Raw genomic sequence first — 16,816 nt, 5'->3', positions numbered from 1 at the left:
TTTGGAGGCCCTTGCGGACGGTGCCCCCAGCGCCTGCCCCGACCCGCTTTTCGGCCTCGTTGCGGGTCATTCCGACGGTGACGGCCTCGAAGTCCCGCTGGTGGATCCCGGCGTGCTTGACTTCGGAGTACATCCAGAACCCGCCCGCGGTGGCGAGGCCCGCGAACGCGATGACGCTGATGAGGCACCCAACGGCAATCTTCCGTCCGCTTCTCACGGCGACGCGCTCCTTCTCAGCGCAGGGGCCGGCATGGAAGCCGCCCCGCTCAGACAGGCGGCGCCGGCTCCCCACCATGATCGCGTTGAAGTGGCGTCGGCGCGGTTCCTTGATCAGGGACATCAGCAGGCAGTAGCTGAGGCCGACGGTCACCGGCGACACAGGGTTCATGACGGGATGACCTCTTCCGTCTGGGCGCGGGCCGCATCGACGCGGGCGAGCTGTCGCAGCGCGAGCAGCCCGCCGATGCCCGGAACGACGGCCAGGACCTTGGCTGCGGCCGGGACTTGCTTGAGGCGCCAGGTCGCGATCACGACGAACAGGTAGCCGCAGCCGTGGGTGGGGCCCATCAAGGATGAGATGGGCTTGAGGTGGACGGTGAACAGGTTGGCCAGCATCACGATCAGCGAGATCAGCTCGGCGTGAGCCGCGATGCGCAGATGGCGCGGAGACCGCAGGTGCACGGTCACACTCCCGTGGTGGAGCCGGGACGGATGATCATCAGTACGGTGACGGTGGCCCAGAGCAGGTTGAAGATGCCGGTGAGCATGGCGAGACGACCTGGTGTCAACGGGGTTGGCGCGGGCGACGGTGAGGCGGAACTCGTCGTCTCGGCCAGAGCATGGTCCTGTGCCGGCAGGATCAGCAGGGCCAGTACGCCGACGGCCGCCGCGGTCAGCAGGATCGAGGTGATCAGCCAGGCGTCGCCGAGGACACCGAGGCTGCTGGCCGTGGCGAAGCCGAAGAGGGGAACCGCGATGCCGATGCCCGCGTAGACCCGGCAGATGCGATGCAGCGTCCGCAGGGTCGTCTGGGCGTCGCCGTCGCCGGGGTCGCCGAGGGCGCGGCGCAGCGCCGCGGGGAACATGCTCGCGGCGACGGTGACCGGGCCGACGGCGAGGATGGCGGCCAGGACGTGCAGCGACAGGAGGAGCTTGGTCACGCCTGGTGCTCCGGGGCGGTCCGGCGCTCGCCGGTGACCTTCGAGGACGGAAGGCGGCCTGCCTTGGAGGTGCCCCGGAGCGTGTCGCCGTCGACCATCACGTCGAACGCCAGGTTCAGTCGCATGGGCTTGGTGACGGCCTGCTTCCAGGTGAGCCGGTCGCCGTCGAGGGCGACGTCGTTCAGCGGTACTTCCTCGTCGGCTCCGTGGGCGACGCCGGTCAGGACGCCGTCCTGCTCACGGAGTTCGACCACGGCCTTCATCTTGCCGATGGGGGTGGAGATGGACAGGTTCCAGGTGCCTTCGACGGGCATGCTGATGGTTTTCCTGACTGTGCAAGGGGGTTGGTGAGCGACTTGCCCGCGAAGGGGCGCGGGTCGAGTGTTCAGAGGGTGGCGGGCAGCGGACCCTGGGCGCGCCAGACGGTGCCGCGCCGCTCGTGGGAGAAGAGCTCTTCGACGGCGTGCGCGATGCGGGGGCCCACCTCGCGCTCCAGCAGGTACAGGCCCAGATCGAGCCCGGAGGTGACACCGGCGCCGGTGATCAGGTCGCCGTCGTCCACGACGCGGGCGCGGACCGGGTGGGCGCCGGTGGCATCCAGCATGTCGAGGCCCATGTGGTGGGTGGTGGCGTGGCGTCCCTCCAGAAGACCGGCCATGGCCAGGACGAGCGAGCCGCCGCAGACGGTGGCGACCGTGATGTCCGGGTCGTCCATTGCCTGCTTGAGGAGTGCGGGCAGTTCGGTGGTCAGCGTGCGGCCCAGCAGCACCGGGATGAACTCGTCCTGCTTCCACTCGCCGGCGCCCACCTCTTCTTCCGGAACCTCGCCGGGTTCGCCGACTCGGCCGGCGGCGCCTGGTACCAGGAGCATGTCCGCGCGCTCCAGGTCGAGGGCGCCGGCGGCACGCAGTGTCAGCCCTCCAATGCCGCTGATCACCTCGCGCGGGCCCTCCGCGGAGACCAGCTCGACGGTCACCGCACCGTCCGACGCCGAGCCACCGGCGTACAGGACCTCATATGGGGCGATGACATCGAGCGGATCGAAGCCGTCGAACAGGACAACCTGGATGTGCATCGGTGTTCCTTCGGGTGTCTATGTCTCTCGGACGTTCCGAAGTCAACCGGCTGTCGCCGTGATCGCCCAGTGGCACCAGTGACAGGTTTCAACGGGATAATGCCAAGAACTTCCGGAGGGCTCAGAACTGCGGTGACATGGAGCTGCCCGGATATCGGTCCGGAGCCGTCATGCCGATGAGGAGAGAGGTTCCGGTCATGCATACCGTTGCCGTTCTCGCGTTGGATCAGGTGATCCCGTTCGATCTGTCCATCCCGATCGAGGTCTTCTCCCGGACCCGTCTGCCAGACGGGCGGCCCGGCTACCAGATCCGGGTGTGCGCCGAGCGCGACGAGATCGACGCCGGAGCCTTCACCCTGCGCCCCCTGGGGCCGGGAGGGCCTCCAGGACGCGGACACAATCATCGTGCCGGGCGTCGCCGATCCCACAGCCCCACTCCCCTCCCGCGTGCGCGACGCGCTGCGGTCGGCCGCTGCCGACGGCACGCGGATCGCCTCCATCTGCGTAGGCACTTTCCCGCTGGCCGCCACCGGGCTCCTTGACGGGCTGCGCGTCACGACCCACTGGCATGCGGCCGGGCTTCTGGCCGCCGCCCACCCGGACATCGACGTCGACCCGGACGTCCTCTACGTCGACAACGGCCAGTTCCTCACCTCGGCCGGCGCGGTCGCGGGCATGGACCTGTGCCTGCACATGATCCGCCGTGACTACGGCTCGGCTGTCGCCACCGACGCCGCCCGGCTGTCGGTGATGCCTCTCGAACAGGAGGGCGGACAGGCGCAGTTCATCGTCTACGACCACGCGCCCGCACCGCAGGGCTCCGAGCTGGAGGCGTTGCTCACGTGGCTGCGGGAAAACCTGGCCCGCGACCTCATCCTCGCCGACATCGCTGAGCGGGCCGGGACGAGCACCCGGACCCTGATCCGGCGGTTCCGCGACCAGACCGGCTCCACCCCGCTCCAATGGCTTCACCGAGCCCGCATCCGCCAGGCACAGCACCTGCTCGAAACCACGGAGCACTCCGTGGAACGCATCGGCAGCCAGGTCGGCTTCGGCTCCCCCACCACCTTCCGCGACCGCTTCAAACGCACGACCGGCGTCAGCCCGCAGACCTACCGACGCACGTTCAGCTGAGCTCACCGCCACCCTCCCTGTCAGTCTGCGGTGAGACACCCGGTATGCAGCCCATGGCGTGGAGCGCGGCGACCAACGGTGTTCCTCGGCGGCGCGATCGAGAAGTTCGATGGCGCGTTGCCACGTCGCTTGCCGGTTGGTCTCCGCGGCGTCGGCGCAGTAAGCGGCGTATTCGTCAGGACCGAAGAGGCCCATGTGGAAGGGCTCCGTCCTTGCCGGCTTGATGTTCCTACCGGGCCTCGTAGAGGGCGTCGCCGAGGTGCTGCTCAGCCCACGGGGTGAGCGGGAGGACAATCTGTCCATTCCTGTCCCGGCGCCGCAGCGCGGTGGCGGGACGCGCCCTCGGCCTGGACAGCAAGGTGCGTCAGCAGGCACACAGCGGCGGCTGCCCACGGCTCGTAGCGCGGCTCAACGCCGGCTTCCTCGGGGGCGTAGAGCACCGTGCTGTCCGAGGCGAGCACGGCCACGAGGTCCACATCGCCGGCCTCGGGATCTTCGATCCAGCAGGAAGGATCGACGACGATCCACAGAGCCATCGGGTGTCGGGCGATGACCGTCGAAAAGGGCGCCGCGCGCAACCCGTGAACCACCATCGGTCTCATCATCGACACGGCGACGACCGACCGGCCGACGCCCTCCGACAGGGCCCCGACCGGCCTTGATCGCTCAGGCGGGCGGCCAGTTCCGCAGGGCCGCGTCAGCGACCTGCTGAAGGTCGTCGCGCGTGATGCCGCTGGCGGCTTGGACGGCGATGCCGTTCGCCACGGTCATGATGTAGCGGGCGAGCACTCCAGGATCGGAGTCCGGGGGCAGGTCGTCTTCGTCGACGGCTTGCCGGAACCGGTCGCGGAGGCGGACGGTGCCCTCGTTGCGCCAGGCGACGAGGGACCGGCACGAAAGCAGGCCGTCTCCCGTCGTCCTGAGCAACCGGCTTCACTGTCGGCCCCTCACCCGGGTCTCACGCCAACGGCTCCCATGGCTTGCGTCCACCTGTCGTACGCCAACGCCGAGTGGTGCTGGACCACGTCGAGCAGGGCGCCCCGGTGACCGTCCCCGGCTCGCCGCGCGGCAAGGCCGCCGGTGCGTAGACCGCCTCATGGGAGCTACGGAGCCGGGGTGTCTTCTGTGACCGACGGGCCGGCGATCGCTCGTTCGACGGTCCGTGCACCACTCGCTCGACAGCGGATCGGGGGCGAGCTCGGTCCCGCTCCGCTGCCGGACGGCAGCACGGTGCCGCCACGGGGAGTTGGTGGCTTCGGCAGTCCCCCCGCGCCGCCGGGCGCGGGGGCCGCCGGGCGAGGCTTGATCGTTGAGTAGAGGCAACCGTCCGCAGACCCTTGGGACCCCTGCGGACCACGAGGACGCGATTACGGTCGCGGCGGTGGATCACCGCCGGCCCGCACCCTGACTGTCGGGAAAAGGTCTCCGGCACACCGAACCTCCCCCGGGCGTTGCACATCTTCAGGTGCGTAGGCGCGCGCTGACCTCGCGCGCCGATTCACCTTCGAGGGGAACCCGACATGAAGAGCAAGCTGACCGCCGTGGCCCTTGCGGCCGTCGTCGTCGCCGGCACTGCCGCTACCGCCATCCCGGCCTCGGCCGCCCCCACCAAAGCCGAGCCGACCCGCTGCCACACCGCCGATCTGAAGGCCGGCTTCGCCATGGGGGAGGACGCGAGGCCGGAGATGGAGCAGACCGAGAAGCAGACCCAGGCGTACATCTGGTTCACCAACCAGAGCAAGCGCACCTGCACCCTGTCCGGCTTCGCCGGTGTCGACATGATCGGCGCTCAGGAGACGGACGGCAGCTGGTCGCTGGCGCGCTCCTCCAAGAAGCCCGAAAAGATGATCCTGGAGCAGGGGGACACGGTGGACTTCAGCATCACCCTGCTCCCGGTGGCCAAGTCCACGCCGCAGAAGGAGAAGTTCGTTCCGGCGAAGTTCCTGGTCACCCCGCCGAACGAGACGGAGCACTTCACCCTGAAGTGGCCGTTCGGCGGCCAGATCCTCAAGCAGGACGGCGCCACCCACCCGGCCACCTACCTCAATCCGGTCGGGCGGTAACCGACTGGACAGCCTCTGGGCTTCCCTTCAGCGTCGCTGGTGGCCACCACAGGACTCTCCTCGCTCAACGGCTGCGCGCCGCTCGCCAACTTCTGGGCGGCACACGGATTCGTCGTCGTCCCAGCCCACCCACCTCACCTCCAGGACACTGAGCCACCTGCGTCGCCGCGGCAGCTTCTGCTGCTGGTCCGCCCCAACACGGTCTCGTGAACAGCTCAGGCGGCGCCACGCCGCGACCTGCGTACCCAAGCGACGTGGACGTCCACGCACCCTCCGATCGATCCGCGCCCTGGTCCTGCGCCTCCGGCTCAAGGCGTTGCCCGACGGCTTCCAGACCGAGCTCATCGAGACGGCAGAACGTGGTCAGACAGGGCGCGGCGAAGATAGCGTGGAGCGAGGTCTTTCGGATGGGCAGTGTGCACTCAACGCGACAGATGTGTCGCAGGCGTGGGGCCCACTCGGATGTACCGAGGTAACGATCACTCCGCTGATGTGGGGTTTTTGCGCTGGTTGGCATTGAAGCGCGCCTTCTTCTGACGGTTCCCACACGTGTTCATGTCACACCATTTGCGAGTGCGACTTTGGCTGGTGTCGAAGAAGGCGGCTTGGCAGGTTGGTGATGCGCACAAGGCCAATTTTCCGTCTCGCTCGCCTGCGATGACGCTGATCGCGTCGGCGGCGATCACGCTGAGGGCATCTTCCACGCAGGAAGCCGAGCTGAGCCGCCATCGCCGCTTACCCTCGGGCGTCAGGATCGCCGCGGCCCGACCCTGAGCGCTGCAGGCATTGATGACTTGGACAGCGGACGCAGGAAGAGCGTCCTGGAGCGCGGCCGCTGTCGCGGCGGCGTGAATCGACTCCCTCAGTTCCCGAGCGAGGTCGAGCTGGGCCGTGGTGCAGGAGTCCACGGCGAGGCCGTTCACTGCCAGCCAGTCGATGAGTCGGTGCGGCGTGGGAATGCGCTCCACAGGGTCGCCATAACGCTCCGACAGAGTCCCCGTGAAGCTGGTCGCCAGCACCTTACCGAGGCGGAAGTCAGGGAACGCAGCACGCATGGAACCACCTTAGCCGGTTGCAGCGTGACTCGGAGAACTGTTAGAACCGTCTTAGCCGGTTCGCGATAGGTCGTAGCCGGTTCCACGACAGTCAGGAGGTCTCATGCCCCGTCCAACCAGCGACGTGCAAGCATTTGAAGCCCACGCAACTGACGCTGACCTCGACGATCTGCGCGCGCGACTGGCCGCGGCGCGACTACCGGAAGCCGAGACGGTCTATCGCGCCGCCCCCGACCCTCGCCGTTGGGAACAGGGCGTTCCTCTCGCCGACCTCGTCGATGTCGTGAACTACTGGCGCACCGGGTACAACTGGCGGTCGTTCGAAGAGCGCCTTAACCGGATCGGCCAGTTCCGCACGACCATAGATGATCTGGGAATCCACTTCCTGCACCGCCGATCCGCGCGCGCAGATGCCACGCCTCTGATCTTGACGCACGGCTGGCCAGACAGCATTGCTCGGTTCATCGATGTAGTAGACGAGCTGGCAGATCCGAAAGATGCAGACGCGCCGGCGTTCCACGTCGTGGTCCCGTCGCTCCCAGGCTTTGGTTACAGCGACAAGCCGACCACCACCGGGTGGGGAACCGAAAAGATCGCGGTCGCATGGGTGGAACTGATGGGAAGGCTCGGCTACAGCAAGTTCGCAGCCCACGGAGGCGACTGGGGAGGCAACATCACCACGGTTCTCGGCGGCAGGTTCCCGGCGCACGTTCTCGGCATCCACACAACGTTCGCGGAGGGACCGCCCGGGTTGACAACGGACGGGCTGACGGCGGTCGAGCGCGAGTGGACCGAGGAAACCCGCGATTTCTGGCGCCACCGCGCGGCGTACGCGAAGCAGCAAGCGACCCGACCGCAGACCATCGGCTACTCGCTCGTCGACTCACCGGTCGGGCTTCTTGCCTGGATCCTTGACAAGTTCGCCGAGTGGTCAGACACCGAAGACAGCCCGTTCGAGACGATTTCCAGGGACCGCGTTCTTGACGACGTCACCCTGTATTGGCTGACGCGGACCGGCGCATCGGCGGCCCGCATTTACTACGAAAGCCACAACTCGCTGGACCCCGAACTTCGGGTCGACGTCCCGTCAGCAATCACCATGTATCCCCGCGACGTCGAGAAGTGTCCGCACCCCTGGGCACAGGAGCGGTACCGACAAATCGTCCGATGGAGGTCGCCCGAAATCGGGGGACATTTCCCGTCGCTGGAGGTTCCCGAGTATTTCGTCAAAGATCTTCAAGAGGGCCTCGCGGCCGTGCTGGCCGCGCATCGGTGAACGCGGCTCGGCGACCCGGCACTCGATCACCGCCTGATCCGGCTCAAGGCGTTGCCCGACGGCTTCCAGACTGAGCTCATCGAGACGGCAGAACGTGGTCGGGCAGGGCGCGGCGAAGATAGCGTGGAGCATGTCGAGGTCTTTCGGATGGGCAGTGCAGGAACTTCCATCCTGGAAGACCTCGACGCCTACCCGCCAACACCCCCGACTACACCCTCAACTGCGAAGAGCCGCTTTCGGACATGCGAGCTTGACAGTTGATGAATTTTTCAGCCGAATTTCCCCTCTGGCCTCCGGCTGGCCGGTCGCTACCAGCGAGACCTGGTCCTCACTGCCATCGAAGATCATATCTTGGCTTGTGGCTGCCCAAGGAGAAAACCGGATCCGCTCCTGACGCGTCTCGGCGGTGAGCTTCGCATGAAAAGGCTCATCCGAGAACCCTCTGACTTTCGAGAAGGGTCCGTGGAATTACCCTTGAGGACCAGTGGCCGGCCTCTGAGGACCGTGTCGATGATGGCTTGGAGTTCGGTGGGCGGGGGTGTATCGGACCATGCCCGCCAGCGTCGCGTGGTGAGCCGGGGCGGGGCCGAGGACGAGTAGTTCTATAACGAGCGCCGCCCGCACAGGGCCCTGGAGCAAGCCGCCCCATGCCGCCGGCTACCCGCGCCCCTCCCCCAACAAGCCCAGCTCGCCAACCTGAAAATCAACCGACGAGACCGGCTGGGCGGAACCCTCCACGAGTACCATCACGCGGCCTGAGCTACGCAGATGATCTATCGGTATCCGCAGGGTCGGCGGCGACATCGTCCTCGGCCCGCTCCCCGGCCGCGGCCTCCGTGGCCGCCTCCTGCCAGCACGCCTCCCACTCCGTCCGGTCCCCGCCGCAGACCTCGGCGTACGCCAGCGCCACCGGCAGCGAGGGCAACCGCTCGCCGACCGCCTGGGACAGGGTCGTGACCGAGTACCGCGCCCGCTGCGCCATCGCCCGGCAGGTCGGCCCTCCGGCCTCCTGACGCAGCTTGCGCAGCTCGTGGGCGAAGCGCTGAACCGGACCCGCGCTCGGGTCCACCGGCCTCTCATGCCGGCCCACCCGTTCTCCCTCCCCTGGTCCCCATTTTGTCGTCCCGCTCCCCGTTGCGCCCCAACTACCTGCGCTTTTGTGATTGTTCGGTGCTTCGGAAGGGGGCTGCCGAACAACCGAACAGCCGCTGGAATGGCGAAGCGGTCGCGCCGCGCCCCATGTGTGAAGGGGGCACATAGGCCGTCCGCTTACGGAGGCGATCCTCCGCACCCGCACATTCCCTACAGGAGTTGACCGATGCACGACCGCACGCCCACTGCCCCACCCGACCGCCCGTCACTCCGCGCCGATCGGCGGGTGCTCCGATGACCCTCCTGCTCGGGCGACCGCACACAACACTCCCTGCCACGGCCGGTGGTGACCGGCTGCCGTCCCTGACGGGAATGCGGTGGGCCGCCGCCTTCCTCGTCTTCATCTTCCATGTGAGTCGCTTCGACTACTTCGGCGGCGGCTTCGGACTCGTACTCAGCGGGATACTCGGCGGCGGTGGCGTCGGAGTCTCATTCTTCTTCATCCTCTCCGGCTTCGTCCTGGCCTGGTCGTTCCGCGAGGACGAACGCGCGCTGACGTTCTGGCGCAGAAGGATCGCCCGTGTCTACCCCGTCCACCTGGCGACCGCGGCAATGGCCCTGGCGCTGGCCTTCACCCTGGTGCCCGGACTGCGGCCCAGTGGCATATCGGAGGCGGTGGCAAATCTGCTGCTGGTCAGCTCCTGGAAGGAGCAGTGGTGGCAAGCACTCAACCCGGTCAGCTGGTCGCTGACCTGCGAGGCGTTCTTCTACGCGGCCTTCCCCGCCATCTTCGCCCTCCTGCGGCGCCTCGGCCCCCGCCCCCTCACCGCCCTCACGATGGCCAGCACCGCGGCGGTGATCCTCATCCCATGCGTCAACCTGACCTTCGCCCTGGGCTGGAGCCCCCACTTTCCCCTCGTACGCCTCCCCGAATTCGTCGTGGGAGCCGCCGCCTGCCGCCTGGTCCAACTCGGCGCCTGGCGCGGCCCCGGCCTGGGCACCTCCACAGCCTTGAGCCTTACCGGCTACATCCTGATGTGGCCCCTTCCCAGCGCCTTCGGCTACGCCGCCTGCACGGTCATCGGCCTGGTCTGCCTCATCTCGGCCGCCGCCGTCGCTGACCTCAACGGCACACCGACCAGATGGCGCCGCCCCCGTCTGGTGCGCCTGGGAGAGTGGTCCTTCGCCTTCTACATGATCCACATCCTGGTCATGCGCACCGGCGAACAGCTCTTCGCCATCAGCCCCCGCCTCGACATTGCCCCCGCCCTCGCAGCGACGACCGCCGCCTTCCTCGTCTCCCTCGGCCTGGCATGGGCGCTCTACGTGGTCGTGGAACAGCGGTGCAGGCACTGGATCCTCCGGGGCATCCAACGCCCGAGGCGACTGCGCCTCTCCCCTCCCGCTGAGCACTGACCGTTCTCTGTTCCTCCGTGTTCGCGAGGAGGTTGATGGAGGCCCAACCGTGGTCGACCGGGACGCCGAGCGCGACCAGGACGTCGGTTGCAAGGCATGAGGGCAGGCGCGCAACACCGTGAGCCGGGATTCCGGCAGTTCGCCTACTCGAGTTCACACCAACCGATCAGCACCGTGAGGCCGTGCCGGGCGGGTTCTCGCCGAACCGCGGTCAGCAGGGCCCGATAGTGCTTGAACACTGCCCAGTGAAGCGTCTGTTGAGTAGTGGCGAGGCAGTTCCCTGGGGTTCGTTCGGGGTGACTGGTCAAGGTGTCTGTGACCATGCGTAGATGGGTGCTCCAGCGCGACCTACCGGACATGTAGCGGTGGACCGTTCCGTAGGCGACGCTGCCACCCTGACCAAGGATGCGTGAACTGCCGAACGTGAACGCCGCCAGGGGGTTGGCGTTGCGGGCTCGCGTCCCTAACGTAGAGCAGAATATGAGCCCTGCTCACCTTTAAGGATCTACGCGATGGTCATCGTTCAACCTATGCGCCGCAGACTCAGATCACTCGCGGTGGTGTCGCTGCTAATCGCCGTGACCGCCCTGGTGCTCGGTCCGGTGCCCAGCTCCGCGGCGGAGTCCAACTGGTGGGATCCCTCCGCGAGGCCCGCACCCGACTCGCAGATCAACGTCACGGGCGAGCCCTTCAAGGGCACCGACGCGCAGGGCCGCGTCAGGGGCTTCGTCGACGCCCACGACCACATCATGTCCAACGAGGGCTTCGGCGGCCGGCTGATCTGCGGTAAGCCGTTCTCGGAGCAGGGCGTCACCGACGCGCTCAAGGACTGCCCCGAGCACTACCCCGACGGCTCGCTCGCCATCTTCGACATGATCACCAAGGGCGGCGACGGCAAACACGACCCCAACGGGTGGCCCACCTTCAAGGACTGGCCTGCCCACGACTCGCTGACCCACCAGCAGAACTACTACGCCTGGATCGAGCGGGCATGGCGCGGCGGCCAGCGAGTGCTGGTCAACGACCTGGTCACCAACGGCGTGATCTGCTCGGTCTACTTCTTCAAGGACCGCAGCTGTGACGAGATGACCGCCATTCGTCTCGAGGCGAAGAAGACATACGACATGCAGGCCTTCGTCGACAAGATGTACGGCGGCCCGGGCAAGGGCTGGTTCCGGATCGTCACGAACAGCGCGCAGGCCCGAAAGGTCATCGAACAGGGCAAGCTGGCCGTCGTCCTGGGCGTCGAGACCTCGGAGCCGTTCGGCTGCAAGCAGATCCTGGACGTCGCGCAGTGCAGCAAGGGGGATATCGACCGGGGCCTGGACGAACTGAAGGAACTGGGCGTCAGCAGCATGTTCCTGTGCCACAAGTTCGACAACGCCCTGTGCGGGGTGCGCTACGACTCCGGCACCCTCGGTACGGCCATCAACGTGGGCCAGTTCCTGTCGACCGGCACGTTCTGGAAGACGGAGGACTGCCGCGGGCCGCAGCACGACAACCCCATCGGCAACGCGGCGGCACCGGAGGCGGAGAAACGGCTCCCGAAGGGCGTGGCCGTCCCCACGTACGCCTCGGGCGCGCAGTGCAACACCCGCGGGCTGACCGACCTGGGCGCGTACGCGGTGCGCGGCATGATGAAGCGCAACATGATGCTGGAGCTTGACCACATGAGCGTCAAGGCCGCTGACCAGGCCTTCGACATCCTCGAATCCGAGTCGTACCCCGGCGCCATCTCCTCGCACAGCTGGATGGACGCGGGCTGGACCGAACGCCTCTACAAGCTCGGCGGGTTCGCCGCCCAGTACATGAGCGGCTCCGAGGCGTTCAGTGCGGAGGCCAAGCGCACGGCCGCGCTGCGCGAGAAGTACAAGGTCGGCTACGGCTACGGCACCGACATGAACGGTGTCGGAGGCTGGCCGGCGCCACGGGGCGGGGACGCCCCGAACCCGGTGAAGTACCCCTTCCGCAGCACGGATGGCGGCTCGGTGATCGACAAGCAGACCACCGGCGAACGCACCTGGGACTTCAACACCGACGGCGGCGCGCACTACGGCATGGTCCCGGACTGGATCGAGGACATCCGGAACGTCGGCGGCCAGGGGGTCGTCGACGACCTCTTCTCGGGAGCCGAGTCCTACCTCCGCACCTGGGGGAACACCGAGAAGTACCAGGTCGGGAAGAACCTGGCCGCGGGCGCGGCCGCGACGGCGTCCTCGTCGGAGTGGTGGAACCCGGCCGTCAGCTTCAAGCCCGGGAAGGCGGTGGACGGCGACACGGGCACCCGCTGGGCCAGCGAGTGGAACGACGACCAGTGGCTGCGGATCGATCTCGGATCCGCGCAGCCGGTCAAGCGCGTCACCCTCGACTGGGAGCGGGCGTACGCGAAGTCGTACCGCGTCGAGCTGTCGGAGGACGGCACGAACTGGAAGACGGTGTGGTCCACAGCCTCCGGTGATGGCGGCCTGGACACGGCCCGTTTCGCCGGAGCCCAGGCGCGCTACGTACGCGTCAAGGGGCTGGAGCGCGGCACCAAGTGGGGGTACTCGCTTCGCGAGGTCGGCGTCTACGCCGACTGAGGCACCGACGAGGCGGTGTCCAGGGCCCGGCCCCGGTGGAGCGATCTTCGACAGCCCGGTCAGGGGGTGAGCGTTGGGGGCTCGCGTCCCTCACGTATGTGCGGAACATGAGCCCAATCCACGTGTCAGGATTCGAGTGATCACTCACCACTCCGAAGCCAGCCTCTGGCTTCGGAGCACTCCTGGCACCTCCTACGCCTTTCGGCTGGCGACGTCCCCCGGCATATGCACTGGGGCCGGCCGCTGACCCTGGAACTGGCCGTCCTCATCGCGGCCGACCTGCCCGAAGAGGACCCCGACGGCGGCGACCCCGGGGAGGAGTACGTGGTCGAGGGCGGCCTGCACTTCGGGACGCCGTCGCTGACCGTCCGGTTCGGCGACGGCGTCCGCGGCTTCGACTCCTGGACGACTACCGGATCAGCCCGCGCGCGCCCCGACTTCGTCCGGGCGATGAGCTCCCGGTTCATCATGGGCCTGGGCTACGGCGTGTACCTGGCCGTCGACACCGCTCTGGTCACCGAGGTGCTCCCTGCCTCGGCGGACCGCGGCACGGACATGGCCCTGGCCAACCTGATGACTTCCCTGCCGTACGTTCTCGTTCCCCCGATCGCCTCGGTGGTGCTCGGCAGTCGGGGGGGCTACCACTCGCCGTTCCTCCGCTCCGCGGCCATGTCCGCACTCGGTGCGGTACTGGCCCGGAAGGTCAAGACCGTCCGCTAGGACTGCTGACTGGTCGCCAGGAGCCGGAAGCGATCGTTCAGATAGCTGTTGAGGACCCGTTTGCACTCGGCGATCAGCTGGGGGTCGCCCTGCGGATCGGTACGGAAGGCCAGTTGCAGCACGCCGTCCGCGCACTCAAGGGCCACCCGCACGGCGATCTCGAGTTCGGCGTTGTCCTGGACACCGGTCAGGGAGGCGGTCAGTGCGCGCAGCGATCCGGCGACCGCAGTGTTGTTGTCCCGGTTCGGCTCCAGGATGTGGTCCTGTCCCACCGCGCCGAAGTCGACCACGCCGAACCCGGTGATCGTCCGGCGCATGGCGACGAACTCGTCGACGGTCACCTCCACGATGCCCGAGACGCCGTCGGGCGCCTCGCGCTCCAGCCGGTCCGCGACCCGCGCCAGGAAGGACTCCAGATTGCGGGCGGCGAGCGCGCCGATCAGCCCCTCCCTGTCGGAGAAGAACTGGTAGAGGGTGCCGATGGGCACCTCGGCTCTGCGTGCCACCTCCTTGGTGGTCAGCGCGGCATAGCCGACCTCGTCCAGGAGTTCGGCGCAGGCATCCAGCAGCCGTTCGAAGCGTTCGACGCTGCGCTTCTGGACCGGCAGCCGGCGCAGCGTCCCTGAAGTGCGGTCTTGATCCATGCTTCCATCATCCCATCGGAGCGACTAACGTGAGCACTACTCATGTTTCGGGGGGTTGTACGTGACACTGGACCATCTGCCCGCGGACTTCATCTGGGGTGCCTCGACGGCGTCGTATCAGATCGAGGGCGCCACCGAGGAGGACGGTCGCGGACCGTCGGTATGGGACACCTTCACCGCCCGCCCCGGTACGATCCGCGACGGGCACACCGGTGACGTGGCCTGCGACCACTACCACCGGTACGAGGAGGACCTCGCGCTGATGGCCGAGGCGGGCCTCACCGGCTACCGCTTCTCCATCGCCTGGCCCCGGATCCAGCCGACCGGCAAGGGCGAGGTCAACCTCCGGGGCCTGGACTTCTATGACCGGCTGGTCGACGGCCTGCTGGCACGCGACATCGAGCCCGTCCCGACCCTGTTCCACTGGGACCTCCCGCAGGGCCTCGAGGACGATGGCGGCTGGCTGAACCGCGACACCGCGCACCGCTTCTCCGAGTACGCCGCCGTCATGGCCGACAGGCTGGGAGATCGCGTCCAGAAGTGGATCACGATCAACGAGCCGTTCATCCACATGGTTTGGGGCTACGGCCTCGGCACCCACGCACCGGGCCGCGCCTTGTTCCTGGACTGCCTGCCGGTCGCCCACCATCAGCTGCTCGGTCATGGCCTGGCGCTGAGGGAGCTGCGGGCGCGCGGCCTCCAGGTGATGATCTCCAACAACTGCACCCCGGTCTGGCCCGCCTCGGACACCCCCGCCGACCGTGCCGCCGCGCGGGCCTATGACAACCTGCACAACCGCCTGTTCAACGATCCGATCCTCACGGGCACCTACCCCGATCTGTCGGCCTTCGGCTCGGACGCCACTCTCGGCGGCTCCGTCCGGGACGGCGATCTCGAACTGATCTCGGCCCCCCTGGACGCGCTCGGTATCAACTACTACAACCCGACCCGGATCCAGACGCCGACGTCCGAGGGGCTGCCGTTCGAAGAGGCCCCCATCGAGGGCTACCGCCGCACCGCCTTCGACTGGCCCGTCGTCCCCGACGGTCTACGGGAACTGCTCGTCGGCCTCAAGGAGCGCTACCCGGCACTCCCGCCGGTCTACATCACGGAGAACGGCTGCTCGGCCGAGGACGTCGTCGCCGCGGACGGCACCGTCGTGGACCTCGACCGCATCGACTACCTCGACACCCATCTCCGGGCCGTCGACGCCGCCGTGGCCCAGGGTGTCGACGTGCGCGGCTACTTCACCTGGACCCTGATGGACAACTTCGAATGGGCCGAGGGTTTCCACCAGCGCTTCGGACTCGTCCACGTCGACCACGACACCCAGGTGCGCACCCCGAAGGCGTCCTTCGCGTGGTACCGCGACCTCATCCGCGCGCAGCGCAGTTGAGCTCCCGGAACAGGGCCACAACGCAGGTCAGGCAGCCCCCAACAGCGTTCGCACCAGCTCAGCGTCCACTTCGGTGAGGTCGAAGCGCGGTCCGCTGAGGAGATCTCCGACCGGGCCATCACACAGTCCAGCAACGGACGCCGGCGACGCCCACGTAAGGCGTCCACGTACGACAGCTCGACGTACGGCTCCGCAAGATCTACCCCAGCCGGTACAGCCACCCGCCACCCCCAGCACGATCACCCGCACGACTGGGGGTCCGCTCGTAATGTCTACGGCAGACGGACATGTAGCACCGCGTGACGGGGGTCGAGCGATGGCGTGGAGACCAACGCTGGGCCGTGTCAGCCGGGTGTTGGTGGAGCGGCAGCCTCCCAATAGTGGCCTCGACCAGAGTGGGTGACGTACCGAGGAGAGACCGACACAAACCGCCCCGGGGGGAACCGAAATGAGCTCCAGCACCACTGTCCGCACCGCCCGTCGCCGCACCCTGCGCGTCGCCGCCGCGGCCCTGACCGCAGCCGCCGCTTTCTCTCTGACCGCCTGTAACAACTCGGACGACACCGCCTCGAAGCCTGCGGCCGGGTCCAGCAGCGCGGGCTCCTCCGCCGGAGCGCAGGGCACCGATGGCCAGCCGGACAGCGCCAAGTCGGGCTCCGGCGACGACACCTCGCCCGGTGCCGACTCCGGGAACGGTGCGGCGAAGGGCGGGGGGGAAGAGCACGTTCTGCCGCACGAGCGACCTGACCATGGAGGCCGTGGACAGCTCGCCCGACGAGACGGTGGGTGAGGTCACCGTTCAGATGACCAACAAGGGCGCGAAGACCTGCTCGGCGACGGGCTTCGCGGGTGTCGACTTGAAGGACGCCGATGGCACGTCCGCCCCTGTCCACCGCGGTGGTGAGCAGCCCCGCGTCACCGACCTGAAGCCCGGTGACACCGCCACCTTCAGCATCTCGTACAAGGTCGACTTCAGTGGCGACAGCCTCGCGTCCCCGACCGACATCATCGTGACGCCGCCGAACGAGACCCACAGCGTGTCCCTGAAGTGGCCCGCGGATGCGCTGAAGCTGGCCGGCCCGTACGACGACAAGATCCAGGTCCACCCCGTCGGCATAGCCAACTGAGTACCGCGAAGACGGCCCTGTGCTGGTGAAGCTCCGGCCGGAGCTTCACCAGCACAGGGCCGTCCAGGTTCGGTGAGAC

General features: G+C 67.8%; 16 protein-coding genes and 4 pseudogenes. 11 read left to right on the top strand and 9 right to left on the bottom strand.

Annotation, left to right across the window (positions count from 1 at the left end):
• Positions 1–384 precede the first annotated feature (384 nt).
• The 4 genes from AC4BEG_RS30950 to AC4BEG_RS30935 form a co-directional block, all read right to left on the bottom strand.
• Complete coding sequence (locus tag AC4BEG_RS30950) at positions 385–687, bottom strand: DUF3817 domain-containing protein (RefSeq protein WP_490702958.1); 303 nt, start codon at positions 685–687, stop codon at positions 385–387.
• Positions 684–1,160: a DUF2269 family protein gene (locus AC4BEG_RS30945; protein ID WP_490702957.1), complete on the bottom strand. Its 477-nt coding sequence runs from the start codon at positions 1,158–1,160 to the stop codon at positions 684–686. The genes AC4BEG_RS30950 and AC4BEG_RS30945 overlap by 4 nt, the downstream gene beginning before the upstream one ends.
• The gene (locus AC4BEG_RS30940) at positions 1,157–1,474 is read right to left on the bottom strand and encodes a hypothetical protein (protein WP_490702956.1); all 318 of its coding nucleotides are present in this window, start codon (positions 1,472–1,474) and stop codon (positions 1,157–1,159) included. Before AC4BEG_RS30940 ends, AC4BEG_RS30945 begins: the two co-directional genes overlap by 4 nt.
• Positions 1,475–1,545: 71 nt before the next feature.
• Entirely contained in the window at positions 1,546–2,235 is a 690-nt protein-coding gene (locus AC4BEG_RS30935; RefSeq protein ID WP_490702955.1) for a DJ-1/PfpI family protein, read from the bottom strand.
• A 197-nt stretch (positions 2,236–2,432) separates the two neighbouring features.
• Here AC4BEG_RS30935 and AC4BEG_RS30930 point away from each other — a divergent pair.
• Positions 2,433–3,369: pseudogene (locus tag AC4BEG_RS30930) on the top strand (GlxA family transcriptional regulator).
• Positions 3,370–3,635: 266 nt separating this feature from the next.
• Here the strand turns inward: AC4BEG_RS30930 and AC4BEG_RS30925 are convergent.
• Together AC4BEG_RS30925 and AC4BEG_RS30920 are read right to left on the bottom strand one after the other, a co-directional pair.
• A complete protein-coding gene (locus AC4BEG_RS30925; RefSeq protein WP_490702954.1) occupies positions 3,636–3,962 on the bottom strand; it encodes a hypothetical protein in 327 nt (108 codons plus the stop codon).
• A 73-nt stretch (positions 3,963–4,035) separates the two neighbouring features.
• Positions 4,036–4,257, bottom strand: a pseudogene (locus AC4BEG_RS30920) (TetR/AcrR family transcriptional regulator); the annotation flags it as partial.
• A 632-nt stretch (positions 4,258–4,889) separates the two neighbouring features.
• On the opposite strand from AC4BEG_RS30920, the gene AC4BEG_RS30915 reads away from it, so the two are divergent.
• From AC4BEG_RS30915 to AC4BEG_RS30905, 3 genes and pseudogenes are all read left to right on the top strand, one after another.
• Positions 4,890–5,432 carry a DUF4232 domain-containing protein gene (locus AC4BEG_RS30915; protein WP_490702953.1) on the top strand — a complete coding sequence of 181 codons (543 nt, stop codon included), beginning with the start codon at positions 4,890–4,892 and terminating at the stop codon, positions 5,430–5,432.
• Positions 5,433–5,483: 51 nt separating this feature from the next.
• A pseudogene (locus AC4BEG_RS30910) lies at positions 5,484–5,592 on the top strand (chlorophyllase); the annotation flags it as partial.
• 17 nt (positions 5,593–5,609) lie between these two features.
• Positions 5,610–5,736 (top strand): annotated as a pseudogene (locus AC4BEG_RS30905) (integrase); the annotation flags it as partial.
• 175 nt (positions 5,737–5,911) lie between these two features.
• On the opposite strand, the gene AC4BEG_RS30900 reads toward AC4BEG_RS30905, so the two are convergent.
• The gene (locus tag AC4BEG_RS30900) at positions 5,912–6,487 is read right to left on the bottom strand and encodes a CGNR zinc finger domain-containing protein (protein ID WP_490702952.1); all 576 of its coding nucleotides are present in this window, start codon (positions 6,485–6,487) and stop codon (positions 5,912–5,914) included.
• 103 nt (positions 6,488–6,590) lie between these two features.
• Here AC4BEG_RS30900 and AC4BEG_RS30895 point away from each other — a divergent pair, with 103 nt between their 5' ends.
• Positions 6,591–7,763, top strand: coding sequence for an epoxide hydrolase family protein (locus tag AC4BEG_RS30895; protein WP_490702951.1), 1,173 nt, complete (start codon positions 6,591–6,593; stop codon positions 7,761–7,763).
• A gap of 760 nt (positions 7,764–8,523) precedes the next feature.
• Here AC4BEG_RS30895 and AC4BEG_RS30890 read toward each other — a convergent pair.
• Entirely contained in the window at positions 8,524–8,853 is a 330-nt protein-coding gene (locus AC4BEG_RS30890; protein WP_490702950.1) for a helix-turn-helix domain-containing protein, read from the bottom strand.
• 296 nt (positions 8,854–9,149) lie between these two features.
• Between AC4BEG_RS30890 and AC4BEG_RS30885 the strand changes: the two genes are divergently transcribed.
• The 3 genes from AC4BEG_RS30885 (at position 9,150) to AC4BEG_RS30875 (ending at position 13,570) form a co-directional block, all read left to right on the top strand.
• Positions 9,150–10,271, top strand: coding sequence for an acyltransferase family protein (locus AC4BEG_RS30885; RefSeq protein WP_490702949.1), 1,122 nt, complete (start codon positions 9,150–9,152; stop codon positions 10,269–10,271).
• Positions 10,272–10,801: 530 nt separating this feature from the next.
• Positions 10,802–12,850, top strand: coding sequence for a galactose-binding domain-containing protein (locus AC4BEG_RS30880; RefSeq protein WP_490702948.1), 2,049 nt, complete (start codon positions 10,802–10,804; stop codon positions 12,848–12,850).
• Between the two features lie 225 nt (positions 12,851–13,075).
• A complete protein-coding gene (locus AC4BEG_RS30875) occupies positions 13,076–13,570 on the top strand; it encodes an MFS transporter (RefSeq protein WP_490702947.1) in 495 nt (164 codons plus the stop codon).
• Here the strand turns inward: AC4BEG_RS30875 and AC4BEG_RS30870 are convergent.
• Positions 13,567–14,214: a TetR/AcrR family transcriptional regulator gene (locus AC4BEG_RS30870; protein ID WP_490702946.1), complete on the bottom strand. Its 648-nt coding sequence runs from the start codon at positions 14,212–14,214 to the stop codon at positions 13,567–13,569. The two genes, AC4BEG_RS30875 and AC4BEG_RS30870, sit on opposite strands and share 4 nt — an antisense overlap.
• Before the next feature lie 61 nt (positions 14,215–14,275).
• On the opposite strand from AC4BEG_RS30870, the gene AC4BEG_RS30865 reads away from it, so the two are divergent.
• From AC4BEG_RS30865 to AC4BEG_RS30855, 3 genes are all read left to right on the top strand, one after another.
• Positions 14,276–15,610 (top strand): GH1 family beta-glucosidase, encoded by a 1,335-nt coding sequence (locus AC4BEG_RS30865; RefSeq protein ID WP_490702945.1) that lies wholly within the window; start codon positions 14,276–14,278, stop codon positions 15,608–15,610.
• A 448-nt stretch (positions 15,611–16,058) separates the two neighbouring features.
• Positions 16,059–16,400 (top strand): hypothetical protein, encoded by a 342-nt coding sequence (locus AC4BEG_RS30860; RefSeq protein ID WP_490702944.1) that lies wholly within the window; start codon positions 16,059–16,061, stop codon positions 16,398–16,400.
• Complete coding sequence (locus AC4BEG_RS30855) at positions 16,369–16,737, top strand: DUF4232 domain-containing protein (RefSeq protein WP_490702943.1); 369 nt, start codon at positions 16,369–16,371, stop codon at positions 16,735–16,737. Before AC4BEG_RS30860 ends, AC4BEG_RS30855 begins: the two co-directional genes overlap by 32 nt.
• Positions 16,738–16,816: the final 79 nt, after the last annotated feature.

This window comes from Streptomyces sp. JLBJ103 (genome assembly GCF_058215575.1).
The sequence above is the reverse complement of the archived record's forward strand: the minus strand, read 5'-3'. Positions and strand labels throughout refer to the sequence as shown.

Bases quoted from the DNA above. Each gene is read 5' to 3' on its own strand.
- AC4BEG_RS30880 (WP_490702948.1), top strand. From the start codon at position 10,802: ATGCGCCGCAGACTCAGATCACTCGCGGTGGTGTCGCTGCTAATCGCC.
- AC4BEG_RS30875 (WP_490702947.1), top strand. From the start codon at position 13,076: ATGCACTGGGGCCGGCCGCTGACCCTGGAACTGGCCGTCCTCATCGCG.
- AC4BEG_RS30895 (WP_490702951.1), top strand. From the start codon at position 6,591: ATGCCCCGTCCAACCAGCGACGTGCAAGCATTTGAAGCCCACGCAACT.
- AC4BEG_RS30860 (WP_490702944.1), top strand. From the start codon at position 16,059: ATGAGCTCCAGCACCACTGTCCGCACCGCCCGTCGCCGCACCCTGCGC.
- AC4BEG_RS30940 (WP_490702956.1), bottom strand. From the start codon at position 1,474: ATGCCCGTCGAAGGCACCTGGAACCTGTCCATCTCCACCCCCATCGGC.
- AC4BEG_RS30870 (WP_490702946.1), bottom strand. From the start codon at position 14,214: ATGGATCAAGACCGCACTTCAGGGACGCTGCGCCGGCTGCCGGTCCAG.
- AC4BEG_RS30925 (WP_490702954.1), bottom strand. From the start codon at position 3,962: ATGGTGGTTCACGGGTTGCGCGCGGCGCCCTTTTCGACGGTCATCGCC.
- AC4BEG_RS30900 (WP_490702952.1), bottom strand. From the start codon at position 6,487: ATGCGTGCTGCGTTCCCTGACTTCCGCCTCGGTAAGGTGCTGGCGACC.
- AC4BEG_RS30885 (WP_490702949.1), top strand. From the start codon at position 9,150: ATGACCCTCCTGCTCGGGCGACCGCACACAACACTCCCTGCCACGGCC.
- AC4BEG_RS30915 (WP_490702953.1), top strand. From the start codon at position 4,890: ATGAAGAGCAAGCTGACCGCCGTGGCCCTTGCGGCCGTCGTCGTCGCC.
- AC4BEG_RS30935 (WP_490702955.1), bottom strand. From the start codon at position 2,235: ATGCACATCCAGGTTGTCCTGTTCGACGGCTTCGATCCGCTCGATGTC.